Below are 23,240 nucleotides of genomic sequence, written 5' to 3' on the forward strand. Positions count from 1 at the left end.
GGGTCGGGGCTCGCGCCCGTCGCGCTCACCGTCCGGCCCGGAGCTCCTCGCGACCACGGGTGTCGTGCGCGGCGGCGGCCCGGCCGAGCCTGGCGAACTCGGCGCCGTCGTCGTGCCGCCGGCGCGCGGACAGTTCACACCGCGCGGCGAGGTCGCGGCGATCGGAGCCGGGCCGCTCGAGCGGGGCGAGCACCACCTCCGCCACCACGCCCCGGTGCCGCAGGAGCCGTCGCAGCGACGCTCCCATCGTCTCGTCGCCGACGAACGCCGGACCGGTGGCGATCGTCCCGGCGGCGTCGGCGTACCGGAGCCCGACCGGCTGCACCGGGCGCTGCGCGTCGATCGCCGCCTGGAACAGTGCCGGACGGAACCCGCCGTACGCCCTGCCGCACCACGTCGTGCCCTCCGGGAACGCCGCGATCCGCTCCCCCGCCAGGAGGCGGTCGCGGATCCGCGACACCACGACGGGCAGGTCGCGCAGACGCTCGCGCTCGATGGGTATGACCCGCATGCGGCGGGCCAGCGCGCCGAGCAGTCCCCACTCGAGCAGGTCGCTGCGCGCGACGAACCCTGCCGGGGCAACCGCGGTGAGCACCAGCACGTCGGTCCAGGACACGTGCGGGGCGACGACGAGCACGCCCCCGCCTCCCCCGCCTCCCCCGTCGCCGCGGTCCCGCAGGTCGGTCACCGTCAGCCGCAGCCCGGCACAACGCAGCAGGACGCGGGCGAACGCACGCTGGGCGGCGAGGCGCCCCGGGCGGGGCAGGAGCCGGCCGGCGGTCAGCAACGGGGCGGTTGCCAGGACCGCCACCACGAGCACCCAGCGCGCCGCCGCCGTGACGAAACTCACTCGCCCCGGATCGGCCGGAAGGCAGCCGGTGCCGCAGGGACTGGCCGGCATCCAGGCGTGGGCGCGGGTGTTCACGCCCGCGCTCCTGCGGCCGCCTCGGCGCTCTCGGCGGCGGTCCGCAGCCGCTCGAGGTAGCGCGCGTTGGCTCCGGCGAGGCTCTGCAGCGCGACGAAGTCGGCCACCCCGAAGTCGGGGTCGTGGGCGGGCTCGCCGCAGATGCGAGCACCGAGCCGCAGATACCCGCGCAGCAGCGGCGGCAGCACCGGCCGCCCGGGTGACGGGATGTCGTCGAGGGGGCGGCCGTCGACGACGACCGGGGTCCGGGGAAGCACCCGCCGGGCCGGCTCGACGGAGTGCCGGGCCAGCAGCACGTCGCGCACTCCCCGGACGTTGGCGCCGGGCACGTCGGACGGGTGGGTGCGCATCGGCACCGACACGCACCCCATGACCCAGTTGTGCCCGGTGAGTTGCAGGTAGTGCAGGATCCCGGCCCACATCAGCGACAGGACCGAGCCGGAGCGGTGGGCGGGGTCGACGCAGGCGCGGCCCATCTCCACCGCCCGCAGACCGTCGGGATCGAGGGCGGTGAGATCGAATTCGGTGGCGGTGTAGTAGCCCCCGGCGGCGCGTGCGGCCTCCGGCGGCAGCATCCGGTAGCAGCCCACCACCGCGCCGGTGTGGTTCTCGCGCACCAACAGGTGGTCGCAGTACTCGTCGAAGCGGTCGGCGTCGAGGCCCGCGGGCATGCCTGCCGGGAGGCGGAATCCGGGTTCGGCGGCGAAGACGCGGTAACGCAGCCGCTGTGCGGCCTCGCGATGTTCGCGGTCGGCGGACACGAGCAGGGAGTACCGCGGCCCCGACAGCACCGCCTCCGACAGCCCCGGGTTCCGGGCCGGCACCAGCAAAGTGGTCATGGCGCAATGTGTATCGAGCCGGTACGTCGCGGCAGGGGCGGCACGGTGTCGCCTCCGTGCACGTCCGGTGAACATGCCCGGGTACGCGTGCGGCCCCGCACCCTGGACGGGTGCGGGGCCGCGGCGGGACCTCGGGATCAGCCCTTGTGCTTCTTGATCTCCTCGGTCAGCTGCGGAGCGACGTTGAACAGGTCGCCCACGACGCCGTAGTCCGCGATCTCGAAGATCGGGGCCTCTTCGTCCTTGTTGACCGCGACGATCGTCTTGGACGTCTGCATGCCGGCCCGGTGCTGGATGGCGCCGGAGATGCCCAGCGCCACATACAGCTGCGGCGAGACGGTCTTGCCGGTCTGACCGACCTGGAACTGGCCCGGGTAGTAGCCGGAGTCGACGGCGGCGCGGGAGGCACCGACGGCGGCACCGAGCGAGTCGGCGAGGTCCTCGACGACGCTGAACTTGTCGGCGCTGCCGACGCCGCGGCCGCCGGAAACGACGATCGACGCCTCGGTCAGCTCGGGACGGTCGCCGCCCACGATCGGGTTGCGCGCGGTGATCTTGACCGCGTTCTCCTCCTGCGCCGGCACCTCGACGTCCACGCGCTCGGCGGCGCCGGCCTGCGGCTGCGCCTCGACGGCACCCGGACGCACGGAGACGACCGGCACCTCGCCGTTGGCCTTGGCGTCGACGGTGTACGCGCCACCGAAGATCGAGTGCACGGCCGAACCGTCGGACTTGACGTCGATGACGTCGCAGAGCAGACCGGAGCCGATGCGCGCGGCGAGGCGGCCCGACACCTCCTTGCCCTCGACGCTGGCGGCGGTGATCACCGCGGCGGGGCTGGCGGACTCCACGAGCGAGGCCAGCACGTCGACCTTCGGGGTCACCAGGTAGCCCTCGATGTCGTCGGACTCGGCGGCGTAGACCTTGGCGGCGCCGGCGGCGGCGAGCGCGTCCTGCAGCTTGTCGGCGGTGCCGGCCGGACCGGTCACGACCGCGGCGGGCTCACCCAGCGCACGGGCGGCGGTGATCAGCTCGGTGCTGACCTTCTTCAGCGCGCCCTCGGCGTGCTCGACGAGCACGAGTACTTCTGCCATTGCTCTTTCTCTCCCTTGGGTATGTCTGCTGTGTCGCGTGGGCGCGATCAGATGATCTTCTGGCCGACGAGGTACGCGGCGATCTTGCTGCCGCCGTCACCCTCGTCCGCGACGCGCTCACCAGCGGTACGCGGGGGCTTCGGGCTGACACCGGTGACGGTGCTGCCGGCGTTGGCCACGCCGAAGATCTCGGGGTCGAGCCCGATGTCGGCGAGAGTGAGGGCCTGAACTTCCTTCTTCTTGGCGGCCATGATGCCCTTGAAGGACGGGAAGCGGGGCTCGTTGATCTTCTCGGTGACCGAGACGATGGCCGGCAGCGTGGCCTCGAGGGTGAAGACACCCTCGTCGGTCTCGCGCTCGCCGCTGACCTTGCCGTCGGCGACGGTGAGCTTGCGCATGTGGGTCAGCTGCGGCAGGCCGAGGTACTCGGCGATGATCGCCGGCACGGCGCCCATCCGGCCGTCGGTGGCCTCGTTGCCGGCGATGACCAGGTCGACGCCCTCGATCTGGCCGAGAGCCGCCGCGAGCGCGTACGCGGTCTGGATCGCGTCGGAGCCGTGGATGGCCGGGTCGTTGAGGTGGATGGCCTTGTCGGCACCCATGGACAGCGCCTTGCGGATCGCGTCGGTGGCGCGGTCCGGACCGGCGGTGAGCACGGTGACCTCCCCGCCGTCGCGCTCCTTGATGAGCAGGGCTTCCTCGACGGCGCGCTCGTTGATCTCGTCGAGCACCGCGTCGGCGGCCTCGCGATCGAGCGTGAAGTCGCCGTCGCTGAGCTTGCGCTCGGACCACGTGTCGGGGACCTGCTTGATCAAAACGACGATGTTCGTCATGGGTCTACGTCGACCTCCTGTGTATGACTGCCTGGGATCGGCGAGGCGCAACGCCTTGACCGAGCTCTCGTGCTTCGCACGGGGGTGTGCGATAGATTACCTCACGCTAAGTTACCCGCTGGTAACTTGGATGGGAACCTCGTTCACCATAACCACACGAAGGGAGCCGCACGGCTGTGATCTGGACCACCGATGACGAGGTCGACAAAGGTGGGGCTAATGTCTGGGCGGTGAGCGAATCCCCCGTCCCCGCCGGCGACGCCCCTCAACTGCCACTCACCGGCGAGCGCACCGTTCCCGGCATCGCGGAGGAGAACTACTGGTTCCGCCGCCACGAGGTGGTCTACCGCGACCTGCTGCCCCGGTGCGCCGGCCGCACCGTGCTCGAGGCGGGCGCCGGCGAGGGCTACGGCGCCGACATGATCGCGGGCGTCGCCACCGCCGTCGTCGGCCTCGACTACGACGAGAGCGCCGTCGCGCACGTGCGCGCCCGCTACCCGCGCGTGGACATGCGGCACGCCAACCTCGCCGACCTGCCCCTCGCCGACGCCTCCGTGGACGTTGTCGTCAACTTCCAGGTCATCGAGCACCTGTGGGACCAGTCCGGGTTCCTGCGCGAATGCCACCGCGTGCTCCGGGACGGCGGCGAACTGCTGATCAGCACCCCCAACCGCATCACGTTCTCCCCCGGCCGCGACACCCCGCTCAACCCGTTCCACACCCGCGAGCTGAACGCCGCCGAACTCACCGAACTGCTCGAGGGAGCCGGCTTCCGCGTCGCCCTGACGACCGGGGTGCACCACGGCCCCGCCCTGCGCGCCCTCGATGCCAAGCACGGCGGCTCCTTCATCGACGCCCAGATCGAGCGCGCTCTCGCCGGCGAGCCCTGGCCCGCCGGCCTGACCGCAGACGTCGCGGCCGTGACGGTCGACGACTTCCTCCTCGCGCCCGAGAACATCGACGCCAGTCTGGATCTCGTCGCGATCGCGGTGAAGGATCCGGCGCGGTGACCACTCCCGCCACCCGGCGGGAACCGGGACTGTTCGCGCTCGTGCTGCACTCGCACCTGCCGTGGCTCGCCCACCACGGTCGCTGGCCGGTCGGCGAGGAATGGCTCTACCAGTCCTGGGCCGCGACGTATCTCCCGGTGACCGACGTCCTGCGCCGGCTTGCCGCCGAGGGCCGCACGCGCCTGGTCACCCTCGGGGTGACGCCCGTGCTCGCCGCTCAGCTCGACGACCCCCACTGCCTGACCGGGATGCACCACTGGCTCGGCAACTGGCAGCTGCGCGCCCACGAGGCCGCGGGCATGCGGGAGCCGGCCTACCGTGCGCTCGGAGCCCGCGAGCACCGGCATGCCGCCGCAGCCCTCGAACAGTTCGAAACCCGTTGGCGTCACGGCGGATCCCCGGTGTTCCGCGAACTCGTCGACGCCGAGGCGGTCGAACTTCTGGGCGGGCCGCTGGCCCATCCCTTCCAGCCTCTGCTCGATCCCCGCCTGCGGGCGTTCTCCCTCGCCGAGGGACTGGCCGACGCGCATGCCCGCTGGGCGCACACACCGCAGGGCATCTGGGCGCCCGAGTGCGCGTTCACCCCCGGCATGGAGGCCGGATACGCCGGCGCCGGCGTCGGGCACTTCATGGTGGACGGTCCCGCCCTGCGCGGCGACACCACGCTCGGCCGGACCGTGTGGGACTCCGACGTCGTCGCCTTCGGCCGGGATCTGCAGGTGTCCTACCGGGTCTGGTCGCCGAAGTCCGGCTACCCGGGCCACCCCGCCTACCGGGACTTCCACACCTACTGCCACGACACCGGGCTCAAGCCCGCCCGCGTGACCGGCCGCACCGTCGCCCCACAGGACAAGGCGCCCTACGACCCCGATCTGGCGTCCGCGGCCGTCGACCGCCACGTGGCCGACTTCGTCGACACGATCCGCCGCCGACTGCGCCGCGAGTCCGACCGCATCGGGCGCGACGCCCTGGTGGTCGCCGCCTTCGACACCGAGCTGTTCGGCCACTGGTGGCACGAGGGCCCGCTGTTCCTCGAACGGCTGCTCCGGGCGCTGCCGGAGGCGGGCATCGAGGTGGGCACTCTCGCCGACGCACGCGACCGCGGGTACGTGGGAGCACCCGTCGACCTGCACGACACCTCGTGGGGGTCCGGGAAGGACTGGCGGGTGTGGGCCGGCGAGCAGGTTCGCGACCTCGTACAGCTCAACGAGGAGGTCGTGCGCACCACGCTCGACACCCTGGACAAGGCCCGCGGCGCCGCCGGGGCCGGCCGCCCCGCGCTGCGCAACCGGGTGCACGACCAGATGCTGCGCGAGGCGCTGCTGACGGTGTCGAGCGACTGGGCATTCATGGTCAGCAAGGACACCGCGGCCGGATACGCGCGGGACCGGGCCCACAAGCACGCCCACGCGTTGCGCGAGATCGCCGCGGCGGTCGCCGCAGGCCGCGACGAGACGGCGGCGCGCCTGGCCGCCGGCTGGAACCGGGCCGACAATCTGTTCCCCGGGCTCGACGCCCGCCGCCTGCCCGACCGGATGGGAGCCCCCTCGTGAAGGTGCTGATCGTCTCCTGGGAGTACCCGCCCGTCGTCGTCGGCGGCCTCGGCCGGCACGTGCACCACCTCGCCACCGAGCTCGCCGCCGCCGGCCACGAGGTGGTCGTGCTCTCCCGGCGGCCCACCGGCACGGACGCCACCACCCACCCCACGATCAGCCACATCGCCGAGGGCGTGCTCGTGGTGGCCGTCGCCGAGGACCCACCGCACTTCGACTTCGGCGAGGACATGCTCGCCTGGACGCTCGCGATGGGTCATGCCATGGTGCGGGCGGGGCTGAGCCTGACCAAGGGCGGCATCGGCGACGGCTGGTACCCGGACGTGGTGCACGCGCACGACTGGCTCGTCGCACACCCCGCCGTCGCGCTCGCCGAGTTCTTCGACGTACCGCTGGTGTCCACCCTGCACGCAAGCGAGGCCGGCCGGCACAGCGGCTGGCTGTCGGGCCGCGTGAACCGGCAGGTGCACTCGGTGGAGTGGTGGCTCGCCAACGAATCCGATCGGCTCATCACGTGTTCGGCATCGATGAACGAGGAGGTCGCCGCGCTCTACGGGCCGGACCTGCCGCCGGCGACGGTGATCCGCAACGGAATCGACGTCACCGCGTGGTCCTACCGGGAGCGGGCGCCGCGTTCCGGGCCGCCGCAGCTGCTGTTCGTCGGCCGCCTCGAGTACGAGAAGGGCGTGCAGGACGCGATCGCCGCCCTCCCCCGGATCCGGCGCACGCACCCCGGCACCACCCTCGTCGTCGCCGGGGAGGGCACCCAGTTCGACTGGCTACGCGAGCAGGCGCGCGTGCACCGCGTCGCGCGGTCGGTGACGTTCGTCGGCAACCTCGACCGCATCGAGCTGCTCGGGTGGCTGCACCGCGCCGATGCGATCGTCCTGCCGAGCCGCTACGAACCGTTCGGGATCATCGCACTCGAGGCCGCGGCCGCCGGGACGCCACTCGTCGCGTCGACGGCCGGCGGCCTCGGGGAGGCCGTCGTCGACGGCTCGACCGGCCTCTCGTTCGCACCCGGCGACGTCGCGGGGCTGGCGTCGGCGGTCCGGCGGACCCTCGACGACCCCGCGGCCGCCCAGCGACGGGCGCGGGCGGCGCGCGAGCGGCTCACGGAGGACTTCGACTGGCGGCTGGTGGCCACCGAGACCGCCCGTGTGTACTCGGAGGCGAAACGTCGTGTGCGCCATCCGCTTCCGCGACCGACGATTCCCCAGCGGCCGTTGCCCGGCCGGTGACCGGCGCTGCCGGCCCGCGTCACCGGGACGGCAGCAGCGGAGGCTCGCGGTGCGCCCAGGGCCGGGCCCGCTCGAGCTGTGCCGCGAGCGACAGCAGCAGTCCCTCCGAGCCCAGCGGCCCGAGAAACTGCACGCCCAACGGCAATCCCGCTGCGGTCCAGTGCAGTGGCACCGAGATCGCCGGGCGCCCGGTGATGTTCGCGAGCTGGGTGTACGGCGTCCGGGCGAGGTTCTCGTCGACGATGCGGTCCATCAGCCCGGCCCACCGCGCCGCGCGGCCCAGCCGCGCCGTCACGATCAGGCGCGCGGCCCCCTGGAGCGCGGGCGGCGTGGCCAGTTCCCCCACGCGCGCCGGCGGATACGCCAGGGTCGGCGTGAGCAGCAGGTCGTACCGCTCGTGGAACGCGCCGAGCTGCTGCGTATACCCGTTCCACCGGCGCAGCGAGGCGAGATAGTCCGAGGGCCGCACGGAGTCGCCGAGCGCGGCGAGGAACCGCGTGTCGGGCTCGAACGCGTCGGGGGCGCACCCGGTGCGCAGGCGCGCCTGCCGAACGTCGGCGGCGAGCCAGGCGAACCACATCGTCAGCCAGTCGGTGGACAGCCGCCGCTCGTCGATCCCCGTCGCCGCGGGTTCGACGGCGTGGCCCAGCTCGGCGAGCAGCGCCGCGGCGTTCTCGACGGCCGTGACGGCCTCCGGGTCGACGCCGGTGCCGATCGGGGAGTCCGTCGCGAACCCGATGCGCAGCGTCCGCGGTGGGGTACTCGCCGCCGACGCATACGACTCCTGCGGTGCCGCCGTGAGATAGGGCCCGTTCGGGTCCGGACCGGCCAGCACGTCGAGCATGGCTGCCGCGTCGCGCACCGTGCGCGTGACGACGCCGTTGCTGACCGCCCCGTGCCGGTCCTCGTCCACCTCGGGTCCGCTCGGCACCAGGCCCCGGCCCGGTTTGAGGCCGACCAGCCCGCAGCAGGCGGCCGGAATGCGGATCGAGCCGCCGCCGTCGTTCGCGCCGGCCGCCGGGACCACGCCGGCGGCGACCGCCGCCGCGGATCCGCCGGAGGACCCGCCCGGCGTGTGCGCGGGATTCCACGGGTTGCGGGTGGGACCGTTCGCCACCGGCTCGGTCACCCCCTTGACCCCGAACTCCGGAGTGTTCGTCTTGCCGAAGAGGACGAGGCCCGCGTCCAGCCAGCGATCGACGACCACCGCGTTGCGCACGGCGGGCAGCTCCGCCAGGGACCTGCTCCCGCTGCCGGTCGGAATCCCCGCGACGTCCTGGAGAAGATCCTTGACCAGGAACGGCACCCCCGCGAACGGACCCTCGAGGCGCTCCGCGGCCCGGCTGCGCGCCTGCTCGTCGAGCCGGCGCACGACGGTGTTCAGTGTGGGCTCCACCGCGTCGAGCCGGGCGAGGGCCGCGTCGAGCAGTTCGCGCGGCGTGACCTCGCGACGGGTGACGAGTTCGGCGAGCCCCACGGCGTCGTAGCGGCGGTAGTCGGCGTAGTCCATCGCAGGCGCCCCGGATCAGGAACCGGGTTCCGCCGCCGGTTCGCGGCCCGCCTTCTTGCGCGCGATGTCCTCGAGCGCGGCGACGTACGCGGCCCGGTCGGCGGCACCGGACTCCCAGTCCGTGCGGCGGTTCCTGACCACCTTGGCCGGCGATCCGACCGCGATGCTGTAGTCCGGGATGTCGCCCTTGACCACCGCGTGCGCGCCGAGGACGCAGCCGCGGCCGGTGCGGGTGCCGCGCAGCACCGTGACCTTCGTCGCGATCCAGGTGTCGGGTCCGATCCGCACGGGGCTCTTGACGATCCCCTGATCCTTGATCGGGTACGTGATGTCCTCGGTGCGGTGGTCGAAGTCGCAGATGTAGCACCAGTCGGCGACGAGTGTGGAGGCACCGATCTCGATGTCGAGGTAGGTGTTGACGACGTTGTCCTTGCCGAAGACCACCTTGTCGCCGATGCGCAGCGACCCCTCGTGACAGCGGATGGCGTTGCCGTCGCCGATGTGCACCCACCGGCCGATCTCGAGCCGGGACAGCTCGGGGACGGAATGGATCTCGACGTTCTTGCCGAGGAACACCATGCCGCGCAGGATCACGTGCGGGTTGGCGAGCTTGAACTTGGCGAGCCGGTAGTACCGGACCAGGTACCACGGCGTGTACGCCTTGTGCGCCAGCACCCATCGCAGCGAATCGACGGTCAGGAATCGGGCCTGATCGGGGTCCCGCCGACGAGAACCCCGCCACCTCGTGCGCAACGGTGCGCCCCACATGCTCGTCATGGTTGCCAGCGTACGGTCCGCCTCGCGCATCGAGTGCGCCACCCGGCCCGATAGTGTGGCCCATCGGGTCATTCGAGCCATGGCGAGGAGATGAGTGATGCGGGCTGCCCTGCGGACGGTGATGCTGACGGCCTCGGCGGCACTGGTGTTGACCGGATGCGGCAGCGACGGCGGCCCGGTCGACGTCCTCGCCGCCGGGGCGTGGCCGGGTCGGTACGCCGACGCCCGCAACAGCAACACCGCGCCCGCCGACGGGCTGCGCGACCTCGCGCCCGCCTGGTCACGTCCGCTCGGCGGCGCCGTCACCGCGCCCGCGAGCGTCGCGGCGAACGGACAGATCTTCGTCACCGCCGCGACCGCCGCCGGCTGCAACCTCGTCTCGTTCCAGATCGACACCGGCCGCAAGCGCTGGTGCACCCGCCTCGCGCCGGGTGTCACCGGGGTGACTCCCACCGCCGACGGCGTGGCCAACATCTACGTCGGCGAGGAGGGGGCGATGGTGTCGTTCAACGAGCACGGCCAGCGGCGCTGGCGGATCCCGGTGAGCGGGACGCCGGGCACCGCACAGTTCACCGGCGACGGAAACCTCGTGTTCGTCACGCATTTCGGTCAGGTCAACGTGCTCGACCCGCAAACGGGCAGGCACGCCGCCCCGATCTTCGACCTCGTGCCCACCCCCGGGGTGGCGGACGGGACGAACGTGCCACGGCTGCCCAACGACCACGGTCTGGCCGCATGTTTCGGCGGATCGGAGGACTGCCCGGTGGCCACCACCCCGGCGGTCGATCTCGGGACCGGCCGGATTCTGGTGACGCTGTGGCGGCCGGGCGCCGATCGCGCCGCCGTCGTGTCGATGCGCTACACCGGCGGCGACGATGCGCGGGTGGTCGAGGAGTGGTCGCAGCTGGAGCTTCCGGGCGGCGCGACGACCAGTCCCGTGCTGTCCGCGGACGGCGCCACGGTGTACGTGCACGACGGCGAGGGAGCCCTGTGGGCCCTCGATGCCGGGACCGGGACGCCGCGGTGGAGCCACGACCTCGGGTACACGGCCTCCACCGGACCGGCGGTGTCCGCCGACGGACTGCTGGTCCTCGCGCCGGGGGGCCGGACCGGCGACCTGGTGGCGCTGCGCGACACCGGTGAGGCGGCCGAACTCGTGTGGCGCCGCGGCGACGTGCGCCAGCTGGGGGTGCCGGCGCTGACCGCCGACGGCATCGGATACACGGTGGCCCGAGCCGACGACGGGTTGGCCGCGCTGGTGTTCGACGCCGCCAGCGGGGAGACGCTCGACGAGGAGACCCTGCCCGACGCGGCCGGATTCTCGGTCGGCACCGCGGTCGGGCCGGCCGGCGAGTTCGTCACGGCGACGCTGCCGGGCGACGTCTACGTGCTCCGCTGACCTTTCGCCGCGGGCGGCGACGGCTCAGCCGGCGATCTGGATGAGATTGCCGCAGGTGTCGTCGAAGACGGCGGTGGTGATGCCGCCCATTTCGAGGGGCTCCTGGGTGAATCGCACCCCGAGGCTGCGCAACCGCTCGTACTCGGCGCGCACGTCGTCGACCGCGAACGAGGTGAACGGGATACCGTCGGCGACGAGGGCCTCCTTGAACGGCCGGACGGCGGGATGGCCGTCGGGCTCGAGGACCAGTTCCGGCCCGTCCGGTTGCTGCGGCGAGACGACGGTGAGCCACCGCGCCTCGCCCAGGGGGACCTCGGTCTTCTTCACGAAACCCAGGACGTCGGTGTAGAAGGCGAGCGCCTTGTCCTGGTCGTCGACCAACACGCTGGTGAGGGTGACCTTCACTGCGACTCCTTTCGATGCGCGACCGTCCATCGGTCGGCGAGGCCCTGCAGTGGCGCAACGTCCACATGATGGAACTTCGATCGCCCCTCGCGGCGGGTCCGGACCAGCCCGGCCTCCTCGAGGATCGCCAGGTGCTGCGAGATCGCCTGCCGGGACGAGCCCAGGCCGTGCCGCGAGATCAGTCGTGTGCACAGCTCGAACAGCGTCTGGCCGTCCCGGTCGACGAGCTCGTCCAGGATGGCCCGCCGGGTCGGATCCGCCAGCGCTTTGAAGACGTCGACCACACCGTCGAGAATACGCAAGTATTTGCTTGCATATCAAGACCCGCACCGGAACGACCCACCCGGCCGGGACAGGGCTCAGCGACTGGGTTCGCAGACGAACGCCGTCGGGGTGCGGCCGATCCGCGTGAGCACGACGCTCAGCGACCGCGATCCGCGCAGCTTCAGCCGCGGCCGGAGCACCGCCGGATCGACGTCGACCCCTCGCACGAGAATCTCCGCCACCCCACAGTCCATCGACGAGAGCGATTGCCGGAGAGTCTTTTCCGTGTACTTCAGTCGATCGAGAACGCGGAATCCCCGCACCCCCGCGGGGAGGGTGTCGCCGGTGAGATACGCGATCCGCGGATCGAGCTGCCACAGGCCGTGGGCGGCCGCGTAGTGCCGCACCAGCCCCGCACGCACGATCGCCCCGTCGGGATCGACGATCCACTCCCCCGGTTCCCGCTCGGGGATCTCGTCCGGCTCCGCGTCGGTGATCTCGAATACGGCGCCGTCCGAACGCAACACACTCGCCCGTCGCCGCACGCCCGGCGTGGCCAGACCCGGGGAGTACAGGCATGCCTCGCGGACGCCGCCGTCGAGCGAGACCACCTCGACCTCCCCCGCCCAGTCCAGCGCATCGAAATCCAGTCCGGGGGCACACTTGACGGCCAGGTCCCGTCCGGCGTAGGCGTCGAGCAGGTCGGGCAACGGCGGCATCAGGGCCGCCGGGTCGTGCGTGCGCCGGCCCTCGGATCGGCGGGCCGGATCGGCGATCACGGTGGTACCGCGGGTGATCGGGCGCAGCGCGTCGGCGCGGGCCAGCGCCGCCCCGGGGACGTTGTGGGCGGCCATCGCGAGGCGAACGGGGTCGAGATCGCTGCCGACCACCGCCTCCGCGACCCCCACCAGGGCCGCCAGCTCGGCGCCGATCGAGCACGTCACGTCGTGGACGCGCCGGCCGGCGAGCCGGCGGGCCCGATGCGCGGCGACGGACGCCGGCGTCGCCTGCTGCAGCGCGTCGTCGGTGAACAGCCAGCCGCCGGCAGCGGGCAGCTTCGCGACCGCCCTGCGGCGCAACAGCACCGTCTCGGTCAGCGGCGCGGTCAGATCGGCGAAACGCGTACGCGCCCAGCCGATGTCGGCTAGGCGCGTCCGCGCGGACAGCTCCCGGGCGGCCACCTCCGCGAGATCGGCCGCGCCCTGCGACGAACGCAGGTACGCGACGTCGGCGAGGGTGAACGCGTAGCCCACACTACTTGCCGGGCTTCACGCCGGTGATCATGACGTTGTAGAAGAAGCTGCGCGGGACCACGTGCCTGAGGACCTTCTCGTCCACCCAGCTGAGCGTGCGCCACCCGCCGAACGCGAAGCGCGCCCAGCCCCAGCCCAGCTTCTCCGCGGGCACCGCGGCCTCGAATGTGCGGACCGGCCAGCCCAGCAGCGCGGCCGCGAACTCCTCGCTGCTCGCCTTCACCTCGACCGCGCCGGCCGAAGCCGCCATCCGCTCCAGGTCCGACGGGTCGAAGGTGTGCAGGTCGACGACCGCCTCGAGCGCCGCGGCACGGGAGGACTCGTCGAGTTCGGCCTGCGGCCGCCGCCAGTCCCGCAGGAACGGCAGCTTCGTGACGTTGGTGGTGGCCTCCCACGTGAGGCGGCCGAGCCAGCGCGCGTAGAAGTTCCCGACCGTGCTGGGCTCGCCGGCGAAGACGAACCGGCCGCCCGGCTTCAGCACCCGCAGTACCTCCCGCAGCGACTGCTCGACGTCGGGGATGTGGTGCAGCACCGCGTGACCGACGACGAGGTCGAAGGTGTCGTCGTCGTACGGGATCGTCTCGGCGTCGGCCACCCGGCCGTCCACGTCGAGGCCGAGGTGCCCGGCGTTGCGCAGCGCCACCTTGACCATCCCGGGCGACAGGTCGGTGACCGAGCCGGTCCTCGCCACTCCGGCCTGCATGAGGTTCAGCAGGAAGAAGCCGGTGCCGCAACCGAGTTCGAGGGCCCGCTCGTACGGCAGGGGCTGGTCACCGGCGGCGGCGTCGAAACGACCCTTCGCGTAGTCGATGCAGCGCTCGTCGTAGGAGATCGACCACTTCTCGTCGTAGGTCTCGGCCTCCCAGTCGTGGTAGAGCACCTGCGCGAGCTTGGTGTCCCGAAGGGCGGCCGCCACCTCCTCGGCAGTGGCGTGCGGGTTCGGCGCGGGGTCGACCCCGTCGGTCCTGCTTGCAGTCATGAAGGGCATCCTACCCATCGGTAAGGAATGAACAAGTTCCAGTTCCGGGGTGCCTACTCCCCGACGAACTCGGCCTTACCCGGGCCGTTGGCGACGAAGGACTCCATGCCGATCGTGCGGTCCTTCGTCGCGAACAGGCCGGCGAAGACGTGCTGCTCGATCTTCAGCCCCGTGTCCAGGTCGGTGTCGAGGCCCTGGTCGATCGCGGCTTTGGCCGCCGCCAGTGCGCGGGTGGCGCCCCGGCTGAACTGCGACGCCCACGCGCGCGCCGCGTTGTACACCTCGTCCGGGGCGACGACCTCGTCGACCAGCCCCATCTGCAGGGCCTCGGCCGCACCGACGAAGCGGCCGGTGAACACCAGATCCTTCGCCCTCGACGGGCCGACGAGGCGGGCGAGGCGCTGCGTTCCGCCGCCGCCCGGGATGATGCCGAGCAGGATCTCCGGCACACCGACCTTCGCGTTGTCGCCGGCGATCCGCCGGTCCGCACCCAGCGCGAGCTCCAGGCCGCCCCCCAGCGCGTAGCCGGTGATCGCGGCCACCGTCGGCTTCGGGATCTCCGCCACCGACCCCAGCGCCGACTGCAGATCCGCGATGATCTCGCTCATCTGCACGTAGCTCAGCTCGGCCATCTCCTTGATGTCCGCGCCGGCCGCGAACACCTTCTCACCGCCGTAGACGATCACCGCCTTGACGTCGGAGTTCACGGTCGCCTCGCGCGCAGCGGCCCGGATCTCCTCCTGCACCTGCCGGTTGAGTGCGTTCATCGGCGGCCGGTCGAGCCGGATGGTGCCGATACCGTCGGAGACCTCGAGTGTCACGAATTCAGCCATGAGGCACAGGCTAGTTGGCATCCCGGGCGGCCCACGGATGCGGCCCCGCCTCGTAGTAGCCGTCCTGCTCGGGGAACTCCACCCGGAGCTGTCCCTCCCAGGTGATCCGGGTCGGCAGGATCGGCGTGATCTGCGGCTCCGCAGCGAGGATCTCCGCGACCGAGCCGAACCGTGACAGGGCCGTCAACTGGCTCCAGGTCGGGGGCAGCAGCACACTGCCGCCCTCCTGCCAGTGCGCGATCGCCTCCTGCGGAGTCTGCCACCGCACCTCGTCGGCCTCGCTCGTCTCGCCGTCGGCGATCTGTCCCTCGGGGGCCGCCGCGACGAAGAACCTCGTGTCGTAGCGACGACCCTCTCCGACCGGCGTGATCCAGTTCGACCACGGCCGCAACAGGTCCGCACGCAGCACCAGCCCCTCACGTTCGAGGAACTCGCCGAAGGTGAGCTCCCGAGCCTCGAGCTGCCTGCGGGCCTCCCCGAACGGTGTCGTGTCCGCCACCACGGTGTCCGGTGTCGCACCGGCGAGCAGCACCCCGCACTCCTCGAACGTCTCGCGCACGGCCGCGAGGACGAGCGCCTGCGCGAGCGTCTCGGAGGTGCCGAACCGCTCCGACCACCACGGCACGGGCGGTCCCGTCCACGCCACCGTCGCAGCGCTGTCCGACGGGTCGACGCCGCCGCCGGGAAACACCGTCATGCCGCCGGCGAACGCCATGCCGCGCACGCGCTGCAGCAGGAACACCTCGACGCCACGGTCGCCGTCCCGGACGAGGATCACCGTCGAGGCATCCTTGAGCGGCATCGCCGCTGCACCCGCGGGTTCTCCCGAACGTTCGATAGCCATACTCACAAGTTACGGCATGACGTGACACACAACTCACCCACCCGGCTGCTCCGCGCGGCAGTGACCTCGGCCGCGGCTCCGCTACGCGCGGCGGTGTGCTCGGCCGCGGCTCCGCTACGCGCGGCGGTGTGCTCGGCCGCGGCTCCGCTCCGCTACGCGCGGCGGTGACCTCGGCCGCGGCTCCGCTACGCGCGGCGGTGACCTCGGCCGCGGCTCCGCTACGCGCGGCGGTGACCTCGGCCGCGGCTCCGCTCCGCTACGCGCGGCGGTGTGCTCGGCCGCGGCTCCGCTCCGCTACGCGCGGCGGTGCCTCCCGGGCTGGTACGTGCGGCGCGCGAAGAACCGGCCGTCCGCCTTGTCGAGCGTGATCGCCTGGCTGAACGCATCGCTGAGGTTCTCACCCGTGATCACGTCGTCGAGCAGACCCTGCGCCACCACCTGCCCCTCCTTGAGCAGCATCGCGTGGGTGAAGCCCGGCGGGATCTCCTCCACGTGATGGGTGATCAGCACGATCGCCGGAGCGTCCGGGTCGGCCGCCAGCACGCCGAGCCGCGCCACGAGCTCCTCACGACCACCGAGGTCCAGGCCGGCGGCGGGCTCGTCGAGCAGCAGCAACTCCGGATCCGTCATCAGCGCCCGGGCGATGAGCACGCGCTTGCGCTCACCCTCGGAGAGCGTGCCGTAGGTGCGGTCGGCGAGATGCTCGGCGCCGAGGCTTTCGAGCATCTCCACGGCGCGTGCGCTGTCCACCTCGTCGTACCGCTCGCGCCAGCGCCCCAGCACGCCGTACCCCGCGGAGATCACCAGGTCCACGACCTTCTCGTCGCCCGGCACACGGTTCGCCAGCGCCGACGACGACATCCCGATCCGGGGCCGCAGCTCGGACAGGTCGGTCTTCCCGAACGTCTCCGCCAGCACGTGCGCCGTCCCCGATGTGGGGAATGTCTCCGCTGCGGCCACCCGCAGCAGCGACGTCTTACCCGCCCCGTTCGGACCGAGGATCACCCAACGTTCGTCGAGTTCCACCTTCCAGGACACGGGACCGACGAGGACGTTGCCGCCCCGCCGCACGAGCACGTCGTCGAATTCGATGAGCAGATCGGGATCAGGTTTTGCCACGCCGACCATCTTTGCGTACGCGCACGAGCGGTTCACGGCAGGATCGCTTCCGTGTCGTACCCCTCGCCTCCACCGCACCCCTCCCCCGCACCCGGCGAGCCGCCGGTGGGACCTGCCGTCGCCCGGTCCGACGCCGGTCCCTTCCCGCTGGGCGCCTTCCCCGGCGACGACGGGACGCGGTTCGCCGTGCACGCGCCCCACGGCAGCCGTGTTCAGCTCTGCCTGATCGACGACGCCGGCCGCGAGGAACGCATCGACCTGCCGGACAAGACGTACGGCGTCTGGCACGGCGCGGTGCCGGGGGTCCGCTCGGGCCAGCGCTACGGCTACCGCGTGCACGGCGCGTGGCAGCCCCGGACCGGGCTACGTGCCAATCCGCACAAGCTGCTGCTCGACCCGTGGGGCCGGCAGCTGACCGGTGACATCGGCGACACGGCCCGCTTGCTCGGCTACGAGCGCACCCCGTTCGGCGATGCGTCGACCGTGGACTCCCTCGGCCACACACCGCTGTCGGTGGTGGCCGACAACCCCGGCCGGGCCCGGCACAACCGTCCCGGCACGCCGTGGGAGCAGACGGTGATCTACGAACTGCACGTCGGCTCCTACACCGCCCGCCATCCCGCCGTCCCCGAGCAGTGGCGCGGCACCTATCTGGGCCTGACGGCGCCGGCCGTGCTCGAACACCTGGTCGGCCTGGGGGTCACCGCCGTCGAACTGCTGCCCGTGCACGCCTTCCTCACCGAACCACCCGTACGGGATCGCGGCATGCGCAACCACTGGGGTTACTCCACCGCGTCGTACTTCGCGCCCCACCCGGGCTACGCGGCCACCCCCGGCAACGAGATCGCGGAGTTCCGGACGATGGTCGACACGCTCCACGAGGCGGGCCTCGAGGTGATCCTCGACGTGGTCTACAACCACACCTGCGAATGGTCGGTGGACGGCCCGCACGTGTCCTGGCGCGGCCTCGACGCGCCCGGCTACTACCTCCTCGACGCCACCGGCCACGACATCGACCTGACGGGCTGTGGCAACACCGTCGACGGCAGTTCCCCGGTGGCGGTGCGGATGATCTGCGACAGCCTGCGGTACTGGGCGACGGAGATGGGTGTGGACGGCTTCCGGTTCGACCTGGCCAGCGCGCTCGCCCGGCCGCGAGGCGGCGACTTCGATCCCCGGGCGGCGGTGTTCACCGCCATTACCACCGACCCCGTCCTGACCCGGCTCAAGCTGATCGCCGAGCCCTGGGATGCGACCCTGCCCGGCTACCAGCTCGGCAACATCGGTCCCCAGTGGTCGGAGTGGAACGATCGTTACCGCGACTCGGTGCGGCGCTTCTGGGCGCGCGGTGCGGGAATCCGGGAGGTCGCCTCCCGGCTCGCGGGCTCGGAGGACCTCTACGGCCGGCACACCCACCGGCCGTGGATGTCGATCAACTTCGTCACCGCGCACGACGGTTTCACGATGGCCGACCTTGTCAGCTACCGGCGCAAGCACAACGAGGCCAACGGCGAACAGGGCCGTGACGGTAGCGACAACAACGAATCCGTCGACCACGGCGTCGAAGGACCCACGGACGATCCGCGGATCGTGGCCGCCCGGGCCCGGCACGTGCGTGCGCTCCTCGCCACCCTGCTGCTGTCGACCGGCACCCCGATGCTGCTCGCCGGCGACGAGTTCGGGCACTCCCAGGGCGGCAACAACAATGCCTATTGCGTGCCCGCCGACGTCCCGGTCCGCGACGCCTGGCCACTCGACTGGGAGCACGCGGACCAGGAACTCGTCGAGTTCGTGCGGCAGACGTTGCGTCTGCGCAAAGTGGTGCCGGTGCTGCGTCAGGGCCGCTTCTTCGACGGCAGGGCCCGCCAGGTCGGCTACCCCGACCTGGTGTGGTTCGGCGCGGACGGAAGGGAACTGCAGGAGGCGGACTGGCTCGACGAGAACCGGCGGACGCTGCAGGCGTGGGTGGACGGCTCGCAGCTGGGCACGGTCACCCGCGCGGGCGTTCCGCTGACGGACAGCAGCGGCCTGCTCGTGCTGCACGCAGGCGGCCCCACCACCCTGACCCTCGGCCGGGCCGAGTGGTACCACGGTGCGATGGTGTGCGCCTTCGACTCGAGCTCCCTCGACGGAGAGCCCGCGGATCTCACGCCGCTGCCCGCCGGCTCGACGTTCCCGCTGACCGGGCCGACGCTGCTGGTGTTCCGGATCGCGACGTGATCAGCCCGGGACGGCGACGACCGTCACCGACCCCGGCGCCACCTCGGTGAATCCCGCGTCCCGTACCGCCACGGCGGTGCCGGCGTCGACTCGCTCCGTCAGGTACCGCCACCGGGCGGGGTCGGCGTCGCGCACGGCACACACGAACCCGGAGTCGGCCCATGCGCCGGCGTGCTCGACGTCCAGGGCCCCGGCCAACAGCATCGCGGCGTGGCCGACCTGTGCCGCGGCCTTCCCGACGGTCATGCCGAGCGCGGCGTCGATCCACAGCACCGGAACTCCGGCGGGCGGATCGTCAGGGGTGTCGTGGGGCAGATCGGTGCCGCCGATCTGCAGCCGCGAGATGCGCGGATCGAGAGCGCCGACGGGCCCCGGGACCAGTGCCCGGGCGTGTGCCCCCCGGTGTTCGACGGTGATTCCGTCGACCTCCTGCGCGGCGCGCCACTGGGCACCGCGGGCGCGACGGCTGACCTTGCGGATGCGCGCGTCGGTCCACGCGAGGTAGGGCTCGCGCCACGGGCCGGGTTCACCGGCCGGCCCGGTCCCGACGCGTGGGTCCAGGCACAGCGCGATCGTCGCCATCGCAGCAGCCTCGAGCAGCGCGCTACGGGAGGGCGGATCCTGCTTGGGGATGTGCAGCACGATCGGCATCGCGAGCACCGCCCCGGGGTCCTCCGGGTCCGGTCGATGCCCGTAGCCGCGGGCGAGGACACCGTGGCGAGCCACGAAATCCGCACCGTGGCGAGCCACGACATCCGCACCGTGGCGCGCCACGACATCCGCACCGTGGCGCGCCACGACATCCGCACCGTGGCGAGCCACGACGTCGGGACCGAGCGGGGCCGTGGCCTCAGGCACCGGTGTCGAGGGGCACGCGGCGCAGGGTGCCGTCGACCCGGTCGGCGGCCTCCACCTCGTCGCGGGTGACGCCGAGGACGAACAGCACCGCGTCCAGGTACGGGTGGGACAGCGCGGTGTCCGCGACCTCGCGTAGCGCCGGCTTGGCGTTGAAGGCGATGCCGAGCCCTGCCGCGCCGAGCATGTCGATGTCGTTGGCGCCGTCGCCGACCGCGACGGTCTGCTCGATCGGCACGCCGGCCTCGGCGGCGAACTCCCGCAGGGCACGGGCCTTGGCGGCACGGTCCACCACCTCGCCGACGACGCGGCCGGTGAGCTTGCCGTCGACGATCTCGAGCGTGTTCGCCCGGACGAAGTCCAGTTCGAGTTCGTGGGCGAGGCCGTCGATGACCTGCCGGAAGCCACCGGAGACGACGCCGCATCGGAAGCCGAGCCGGCGCAGCGTGCGGATGGTGGTCCGGGCGCCGGGGGTGAGCTCGAGGTTCTCGGCGACCTCGTCGATCACCGACGCGGGCAACCCGGCCAGGGTCGCCACCCGCTGGTTCAGCGACTCGGTGAAGTCGATCTCCCCGCGCATCGCGGCCTCGGTGACGGCGCGGACCTTGTCCTCCACGCCGGCGTGCGCGGCGAGCATCTCGATGACCTCGCCCTGGACGAGGGTGGAGTCGACGTCGAACACGATCAGCCGCTTCGAGCGGCGGGCGAGACCGGCGCGCTCCACGGCGATGTCGACACTGAGGCCCGCGGCGACCTCGGCGAGCCCGGCGCGCAATCGGACGTCGGCCTCGGCGCCGGGGTCGGCCGCGGTCACCATGAGTTCGAGACCTGTCACCGGATAGTCGGCGATGCCCCGGATCGAGTCGATGTTGGCGCCCTGCCGCGCGAGCTCACGACCCACCGAACGCAGCGCCCGGGCGCTGACGGGACTGCCGAGGACCACAACGGCGTGGGTGGACACGGTCGAGCCGATACCCGGCTCGACACCGGTCTGCACCTGGGCGTGCATGCCGATGGTGGCCATGGCGGCCTCGATCTCGTCCTGCAGGGCATCGGGATCGGCGGGGCAGGAGACCAGCACACCGAGGGTGAGCCGGCCCCGGATCACGACCTGCTCGACGTCGAGCAGATCGACCTCGTGCCGGGTGAGCGCCGCGAAGAGCACAGAGGTCACGCCGGGATGGTCCGGCCCCGTCACAGTCACCAGCATCGCGGTGTCAGACGCCACCTACGTCTCCGATCCTTCGTCCGTCGCGGCACATGCTCACTCATTGTGCCAGGTGAACGGGGTGCCGAACGAGCAGGGGTCCACCCCGGAAGAATGCGCGAGGCCCCGCCCGTCGGGACGGGCGGGGCCTCGGGAAGCGTCGATCCGGTGTGCGGATCAGCGGTCGGCGGGGGTCCTCTCGGCACCCTCGCTCAGCGCCACATGGTTGTGCTTGTTGCTGCCCGGACCGACGTGCGCCTCGGCGCGGATGCGGTCCACCATGTGCGGGTAGTGCAGCTCGAACGCCGGGCGCTCGGAGCGGATGCGCGGCAGCTCGGTGAAGTTGTGCCGCGGCGGCGGGCAGCTCGTCGCCCACTCGAGGGAGTTGCCGTAACCCCACGGGTCGTCGACGGTCACGACCTGGCCGTACCGGTAGCTCTTGAACACGTTCCACAGGAACGGCAGGGTCGAGGCGCCGAGCACGAAGGCACCGACGGTCGAGATGATGTTCAGGGTGGTGAACCCGTCCGAGGGCAGGTAGTCGGCGTAGCGGCGCGGCATGCCCTCGTTGCCCAGCCAGTGCTGCACCAGGAACGTGGTGTGGAAGCCGAGGAAGGTCAGCCAGAAGTGCCACTTGGCGAGACGCTCGTCGAGCATGCGCCCGGTCATCTTCGGGAACCAGAAGTAGATGCCGGCGTAGGTGGCGAACACGATGGTGCCGAAGAGCACGTAGTGGAAGTGCGCGATGACGAAGTAGGAGTCCGTCACGTGGAAGTCGAGCGGCGGGCTGGCGAGGATGACGCCGGACAGGCCGCCGAACAGGAAGGTGACGATGAAGCCGACCGAGAACAGCATCGGCGACTCGAACGTCAGGTGGCCCTTCCACATGGTGCCGATCCAGTTGAAGAACTTCACGCCGGTGGGCACCGCGATCAGGAAGGTCATGAAGGAGAAGTACGGCAGCAGCACGGCGCCGGTGGCGTACATGTGGTGCGCCCACACCGCGATCGACAGCGCCGCGATCCCCAGGGTCGCGTAGACCAGGCCGGTGTAGCCGAAGATCGGCTTGCGCGAGAAGACCGGGAAGATCTCCGAGACGATGCCGAAGAACGGCAGCGCGATGATGTACACCTCGGGGTGGCCGAAGAACCAGAACAGGTGCTGCCACAGCATGACGCCGCCGTTGGCGGGGTCGAAGATGTGCCCGCCCAGGTGGCGATCGACGAAGAGGCCGAAGAACGCGGCGGTCAGCAGCGGGAACGCCAGGAGGATGAGCACGCTGGTGATGAGGATGTTCCAGGTGAAGATGGGCATCCGGAACATCGTCATGCCGGGGGCGCGCAGGCACACGACGGTGGTGATGAAGTTGACCGCACCGAGGATGGTGCCCAGACCCATCACGCCGAGGCCGAGGACCCAGAAGTCACCACCGACGCCGGGCGAGTGCAGCTCACTGGTGAGCGGGCTGTAGGCAGTCCAGCCGAAGTCGGCCGCACCACCGGGGGTGATGAAGCCGGCGGTCACGATCGTCGCGCCGAACAGGTACAGCCAGTAGCTGAACGAGTTCAGGCGCGGGAACGCGACGTCGGGCGCGCCGATCTGCAGCGGCAGGATGTAGTTCGCGAAGGCGAACACGACCGGGGTCGCGTACATCAGCAGCATGATCGTGCCGTGCATGGTGAACAGCTGGTTGTACTGCTCGTTCGACAGGAACTGCAGACCCGGGACCGCGAGCTCGGTGCGGATGAGCAGAGCCATCACGCCACCGATGAGGAAGAACGCGAACGAGGTGACCATGTACATGATCCCGAGCATCTTGGGATCCGTGGTCGTGATCATCTTGTAGAAGAACGAGCCCTTGGGTCCCTGCCGCGGCGGGTACGGCCTCGCTGCAGCTATCTCCGGGACTGGCTGGGGCGCTACGGCAGTCACTAATCCTCCTGATTGCGCGCTCGACTCGCAGTGCGAGACGAACGTTCTCTGGCTTGCGCTGATCGAATCGTAGACGGTGCGACCACCGCACGCTCACCGGGTCCTACTCAGTGTCGTACTCGGCGGTCGAGCATACCGGCGGGGGTCT

General features: G+C 71.6%; 21 protein-coding genes. 5 read left to right on the top strand and 16 right to left on the bottom strand.

Translation table 11 applies throughout. The annotated features are described in order from the left end of the window. Positions 1–25 precede the first annotated feature (25 nt). The 4 genes from ISO16_RS06195 to ISO16_RS06210 form a co-directional block, all read right to left on the bottom strand. Complete coding sequence (locus ISO16_RS06195; protein ID WP_072635520.1) at positions 26–925, bottom strand: lysophospholipid acyltransferase family protein; 900 nt, start codon at positions 923–925, stop codon at positions 26–28. Continuing rightward, the gene (locus tag ISO16_RS06200) at positions 922–1,764 is read right to left on the bottom strand and encodes a GNAT family N-acetyltransferase (protein ID WP_072635521.1); all 843 of its coding nucleotides are present in this window, start codon (positions 1,762–1,764) and stop codon (positions 922–924) included. The genes ISO16_RS06195 and ISO16_RS06200 overlap by 4 nt, the downstream gene beginning before the upstream one ends. Positions 1,765–1,901: 137 nt before the next feature. After that, entirely contained in the window at positions 1,902–2,858 is a 957-nt protein-coding gene (locus ISO16_RS06205) for an electron transfer flavoprotein subunit alpha/FixB family protein (protein WP_006933196.1), read from the bottom strand. 47 nt (positions 2,859–2,905) lie between these two features. After that, entirely contained in the window at positions 2,906–3,691 is a 786-nt protein-coding gene (locus ISO16_RS06210) for an electron transfer flavoprotein subunit beta/FixA family protein (RefSeq protein WP_006933194.1), read from the bottom strand. Between the two features lie 230 nt (positions 3,692–3,921). Between ISO16_RS06210 and ISO16_RS06215 the strand changes: the two genes are divergently transcribed. From ISO16_RS06215 to ISO16_RS06225, 3 genes are read left to right on the top strand one after another with little or no spacing between them, the layout of a single operon-like run. Next, positions 3,922–4,701, top strand: a complete 780-nt coding sequence (locus ISO16_RS06215) for a class I SAM-dependent methyltransferase (RefSeq protein ID WP_230304485.1) — start codon at positions 3,922–3,924, stop codon at positions 4,699–4,701. Continuing rightward, positions 4,698–6,254, top strand: a complete 1,557-nt coding sequence (locus ISO16_RS06220; protein WP_072635522.1) for a 1,4-alpha-glucan branching protein domain-containing protein — start codon at positions 4,698–4,700, stop codon at positions 6,252–6,254. The genes ISO16_RS06215 and ISO16_RS06220 overlap by 4 nt, the downstream gene beginning before the upstream one ends. Beyond that, entirely contained in the window at positions 6,251–7,495 is a 1,245-nt protein-coding gene (locus ISO16_RS06225; RefSeq protein ID WP_006933189.1) for a glycosyltransferase family 4 protein, read from the top strand. The genes ISO16_RS06220 and ISO16_RS06225 overlap by 4 nt, the downstream gene beginning before the upstream one ends. A gap of 19 nt (positions 7,496–7,514) precedes the next feature. On the opposite strand, the gene ISO16_RS06230 is transcribed toward ISO16_RS06225, so the two are convergent. Then, complete coding sequence (locus tag ISO16_RS06230) at positions 7,515–9,005, bottom strand: amidase (protein WP_050035420.1); 1,491 nt, start codon at positions 9,003–9,005, stop codon at positions 7,515–7,517. 15 nt (positions 9,006–9,020) lie between these two features. Next, on the bottom strand, positions 9,021–9,782 hold the full coding sequence (locus ISO16_RS06235) for an acyltransferase (protein WP_029544462.1): 762 nt from the start codon (positions 9,780–9,782) through the stop codon (positions 9,021–9,023). Between the two features lie 97 nt (positions 9,783–9,879). Here ISO16_RS06235 and ISO16_RS06240 point away from each other — a divergent pair, with 97 nt between their 5' ends. After that, positions 9,880–11,181, top strand: a complete 1,302-nt coding sequence (locus tag ISO16_RS06240) for an outer membrane protein assembly factor BamB family protein (RefSeq protein WP_072635523.1) — start codon at positions 9,880–9,882, stop codon at positions 11,179–11,181. 24 nt (positions 11,182–11,205) lie between these two features. On the opposite strand, the gene ISO16_RS06245 is transcribed toward ISO16_RS06240, so the two are convergent. The 7 genes from ISO16_RS06245 to ISO16_RS06275 all read right to left on the bottom strand — a co-directional run bounded on the left by ISO16_RS06245 (position 11,206) and on the right by ISO16_RS06275 (position 16,887). Further along, positions 11,206–11,586, bottom strand: a complete 381-nt coding sequence (locus ISO16_RS06245) for a VOC family protein (RefSeq protein WP_006933183.1) — start codon at positions 11,584–11,586, stop codon at positions 11,206–11,208. Next, positions 11,583–11,870: an ArsR/SmtB family transcription factor gene (locus ISO16_RS06250; RefSeq protein ID WP_006933181.1), complete on the bottom strand. Its 288-nt coding sequence runs from the start codon at positions 11,868–11,870 to the stop codon at positions 11,583–11,585. The genes ISO16_RS06245 and ISO16_RS06250 overlap by 4 nt, the downstream gene beginning before the upstream one ends. A 75-nt stretch (positions 11,871–11,945) precedes the next feature. After that, positions 11,946–13,103 (bottom strand): THUMP-like domain-containing protein, encoded by a 1,158-nt coding sequence (locus tag ISO16_RS06255; RefSeq protein WP_006933179.1) that lies wholly within the window; start codon positions 13,101–13,103, stop codon positions 11,946–11,948. A gap of 1 nt (position 13,104) precedes the next feature. Beyond that, positions 13,105–14,082 (bottom strand): class I SAM-dependent methyltransferase, encoded by a 978-nt coding sequence (locus tag ISO16_RS06260; RefSeq protein ID WP_029544469.1) that lies wholly within the window; start codon positions 14,080–14,082, stop codon positions 13,105–13,107. A 53-nt stretch (positions 14,083–14,135) separates the two neighbouring features. Continuing rightward, the gene (locus ISO16_RS06265; RefSeq protein ID WP_006933175.1) at positions 14,136–14,915 is read right to left on the bottom strand and encodes an enoyl-CoA hydratase-related protein; all 780 of its coding nucleotides are present in this window, start codon (positions 14,913–14,915) and stop codon (positions 14,136–14,138) included. A 10-nt stretch (positions 14,916–14,925) separates the two neighbouring features. After that, positions 14,926–15,759, bottom strand: a complete 834-nt coding sequence (locus tag ISO16_RS06270) for an NUDIX hydrolase (protein ID WP_029544471.1) — start codon at positions 15,757–15,759, stop codon at positions 14,926–14,928. A gap of 294 nt (positions 15,760–16,053) precedes the next feature. After that, a complete protein-coding gene (locus ISO16_RS06275) occupies positions 16,054–16,887 on the bottom strand; it encodes an ABC transporter ATP-binding protein (RefSeq protein WP_037201771.1) in 834 nt (277 codons plus the stop codon). A 96-nt stretch (positions 16,888–16,983) separates the two neighbouring features. Here ISO16_RS06275 and glgX point away from each other — a divergent pair, with 96 nt between their 5' ends. Further along, a complete protein-coding gene (gene glgX / locus ISO16_RS06280; protein ID WP_230304486.1) occupies positions 16,984–19,098 on the top strand; it encodes a glycogen debranching protein GlgX in 2,115 nt (704 codons plus the stop codon). On the opposite strand, the gene ISO16_RS06285 is transcribed toward glgX, so the two are convergent. From ISO16_RS06285 to ctaD, 3 genes are all read right to left on the bottom strand, one after another. Then, positions 19,099–19,872, bottom strand: coding sequence for a peptidyl-tRNA hydrolase (locus ISO16_RS06285; protein WP_072635537.1), 774 nt, complete (start codon positions 19,870–19,872; stop codon positions 19,099–19,101). Between the two features lie 76 nt (positions 19,873–19,948). Next, positions 19,949–21,163, bottom strand: a complete 1,215-nt coding sequence (gene serB / locus ISO16_RS06290; protein ID WP_170914110.1) for a phosphoserine phosphatase SerB — start codon at positions 21,161–21,163, stop codon at positions 19,949–19,951. Between the two features lie 174 nt (positions 21,164–21,337). Beyond that, on the bottom strand, positions 21,338–23,092 hold the full coding sequence (gene ctaD / locus ISO16_RS06295) for an aa3-type cytochrome oxidase subunit I (RefSeq protein WP_195886189.1): 1,755 nt from the start codon (positions 23,090–23,092) through the stop codon (positions 21,338–21,340). Positions 23,093–23,240: the final 148 nt, after the last annotated feature.

Source organism: Rhodococcus sp. M8 (assembly GCF_015654185.1).
GTDB classification, from domain to species: domain Bacteria; phylum Actinomycetota; class Actinomycetes; order Mycobacteriales; family Mycobacteriaceae; genus Rhodococcus; species Rhodococcus aetherivorans.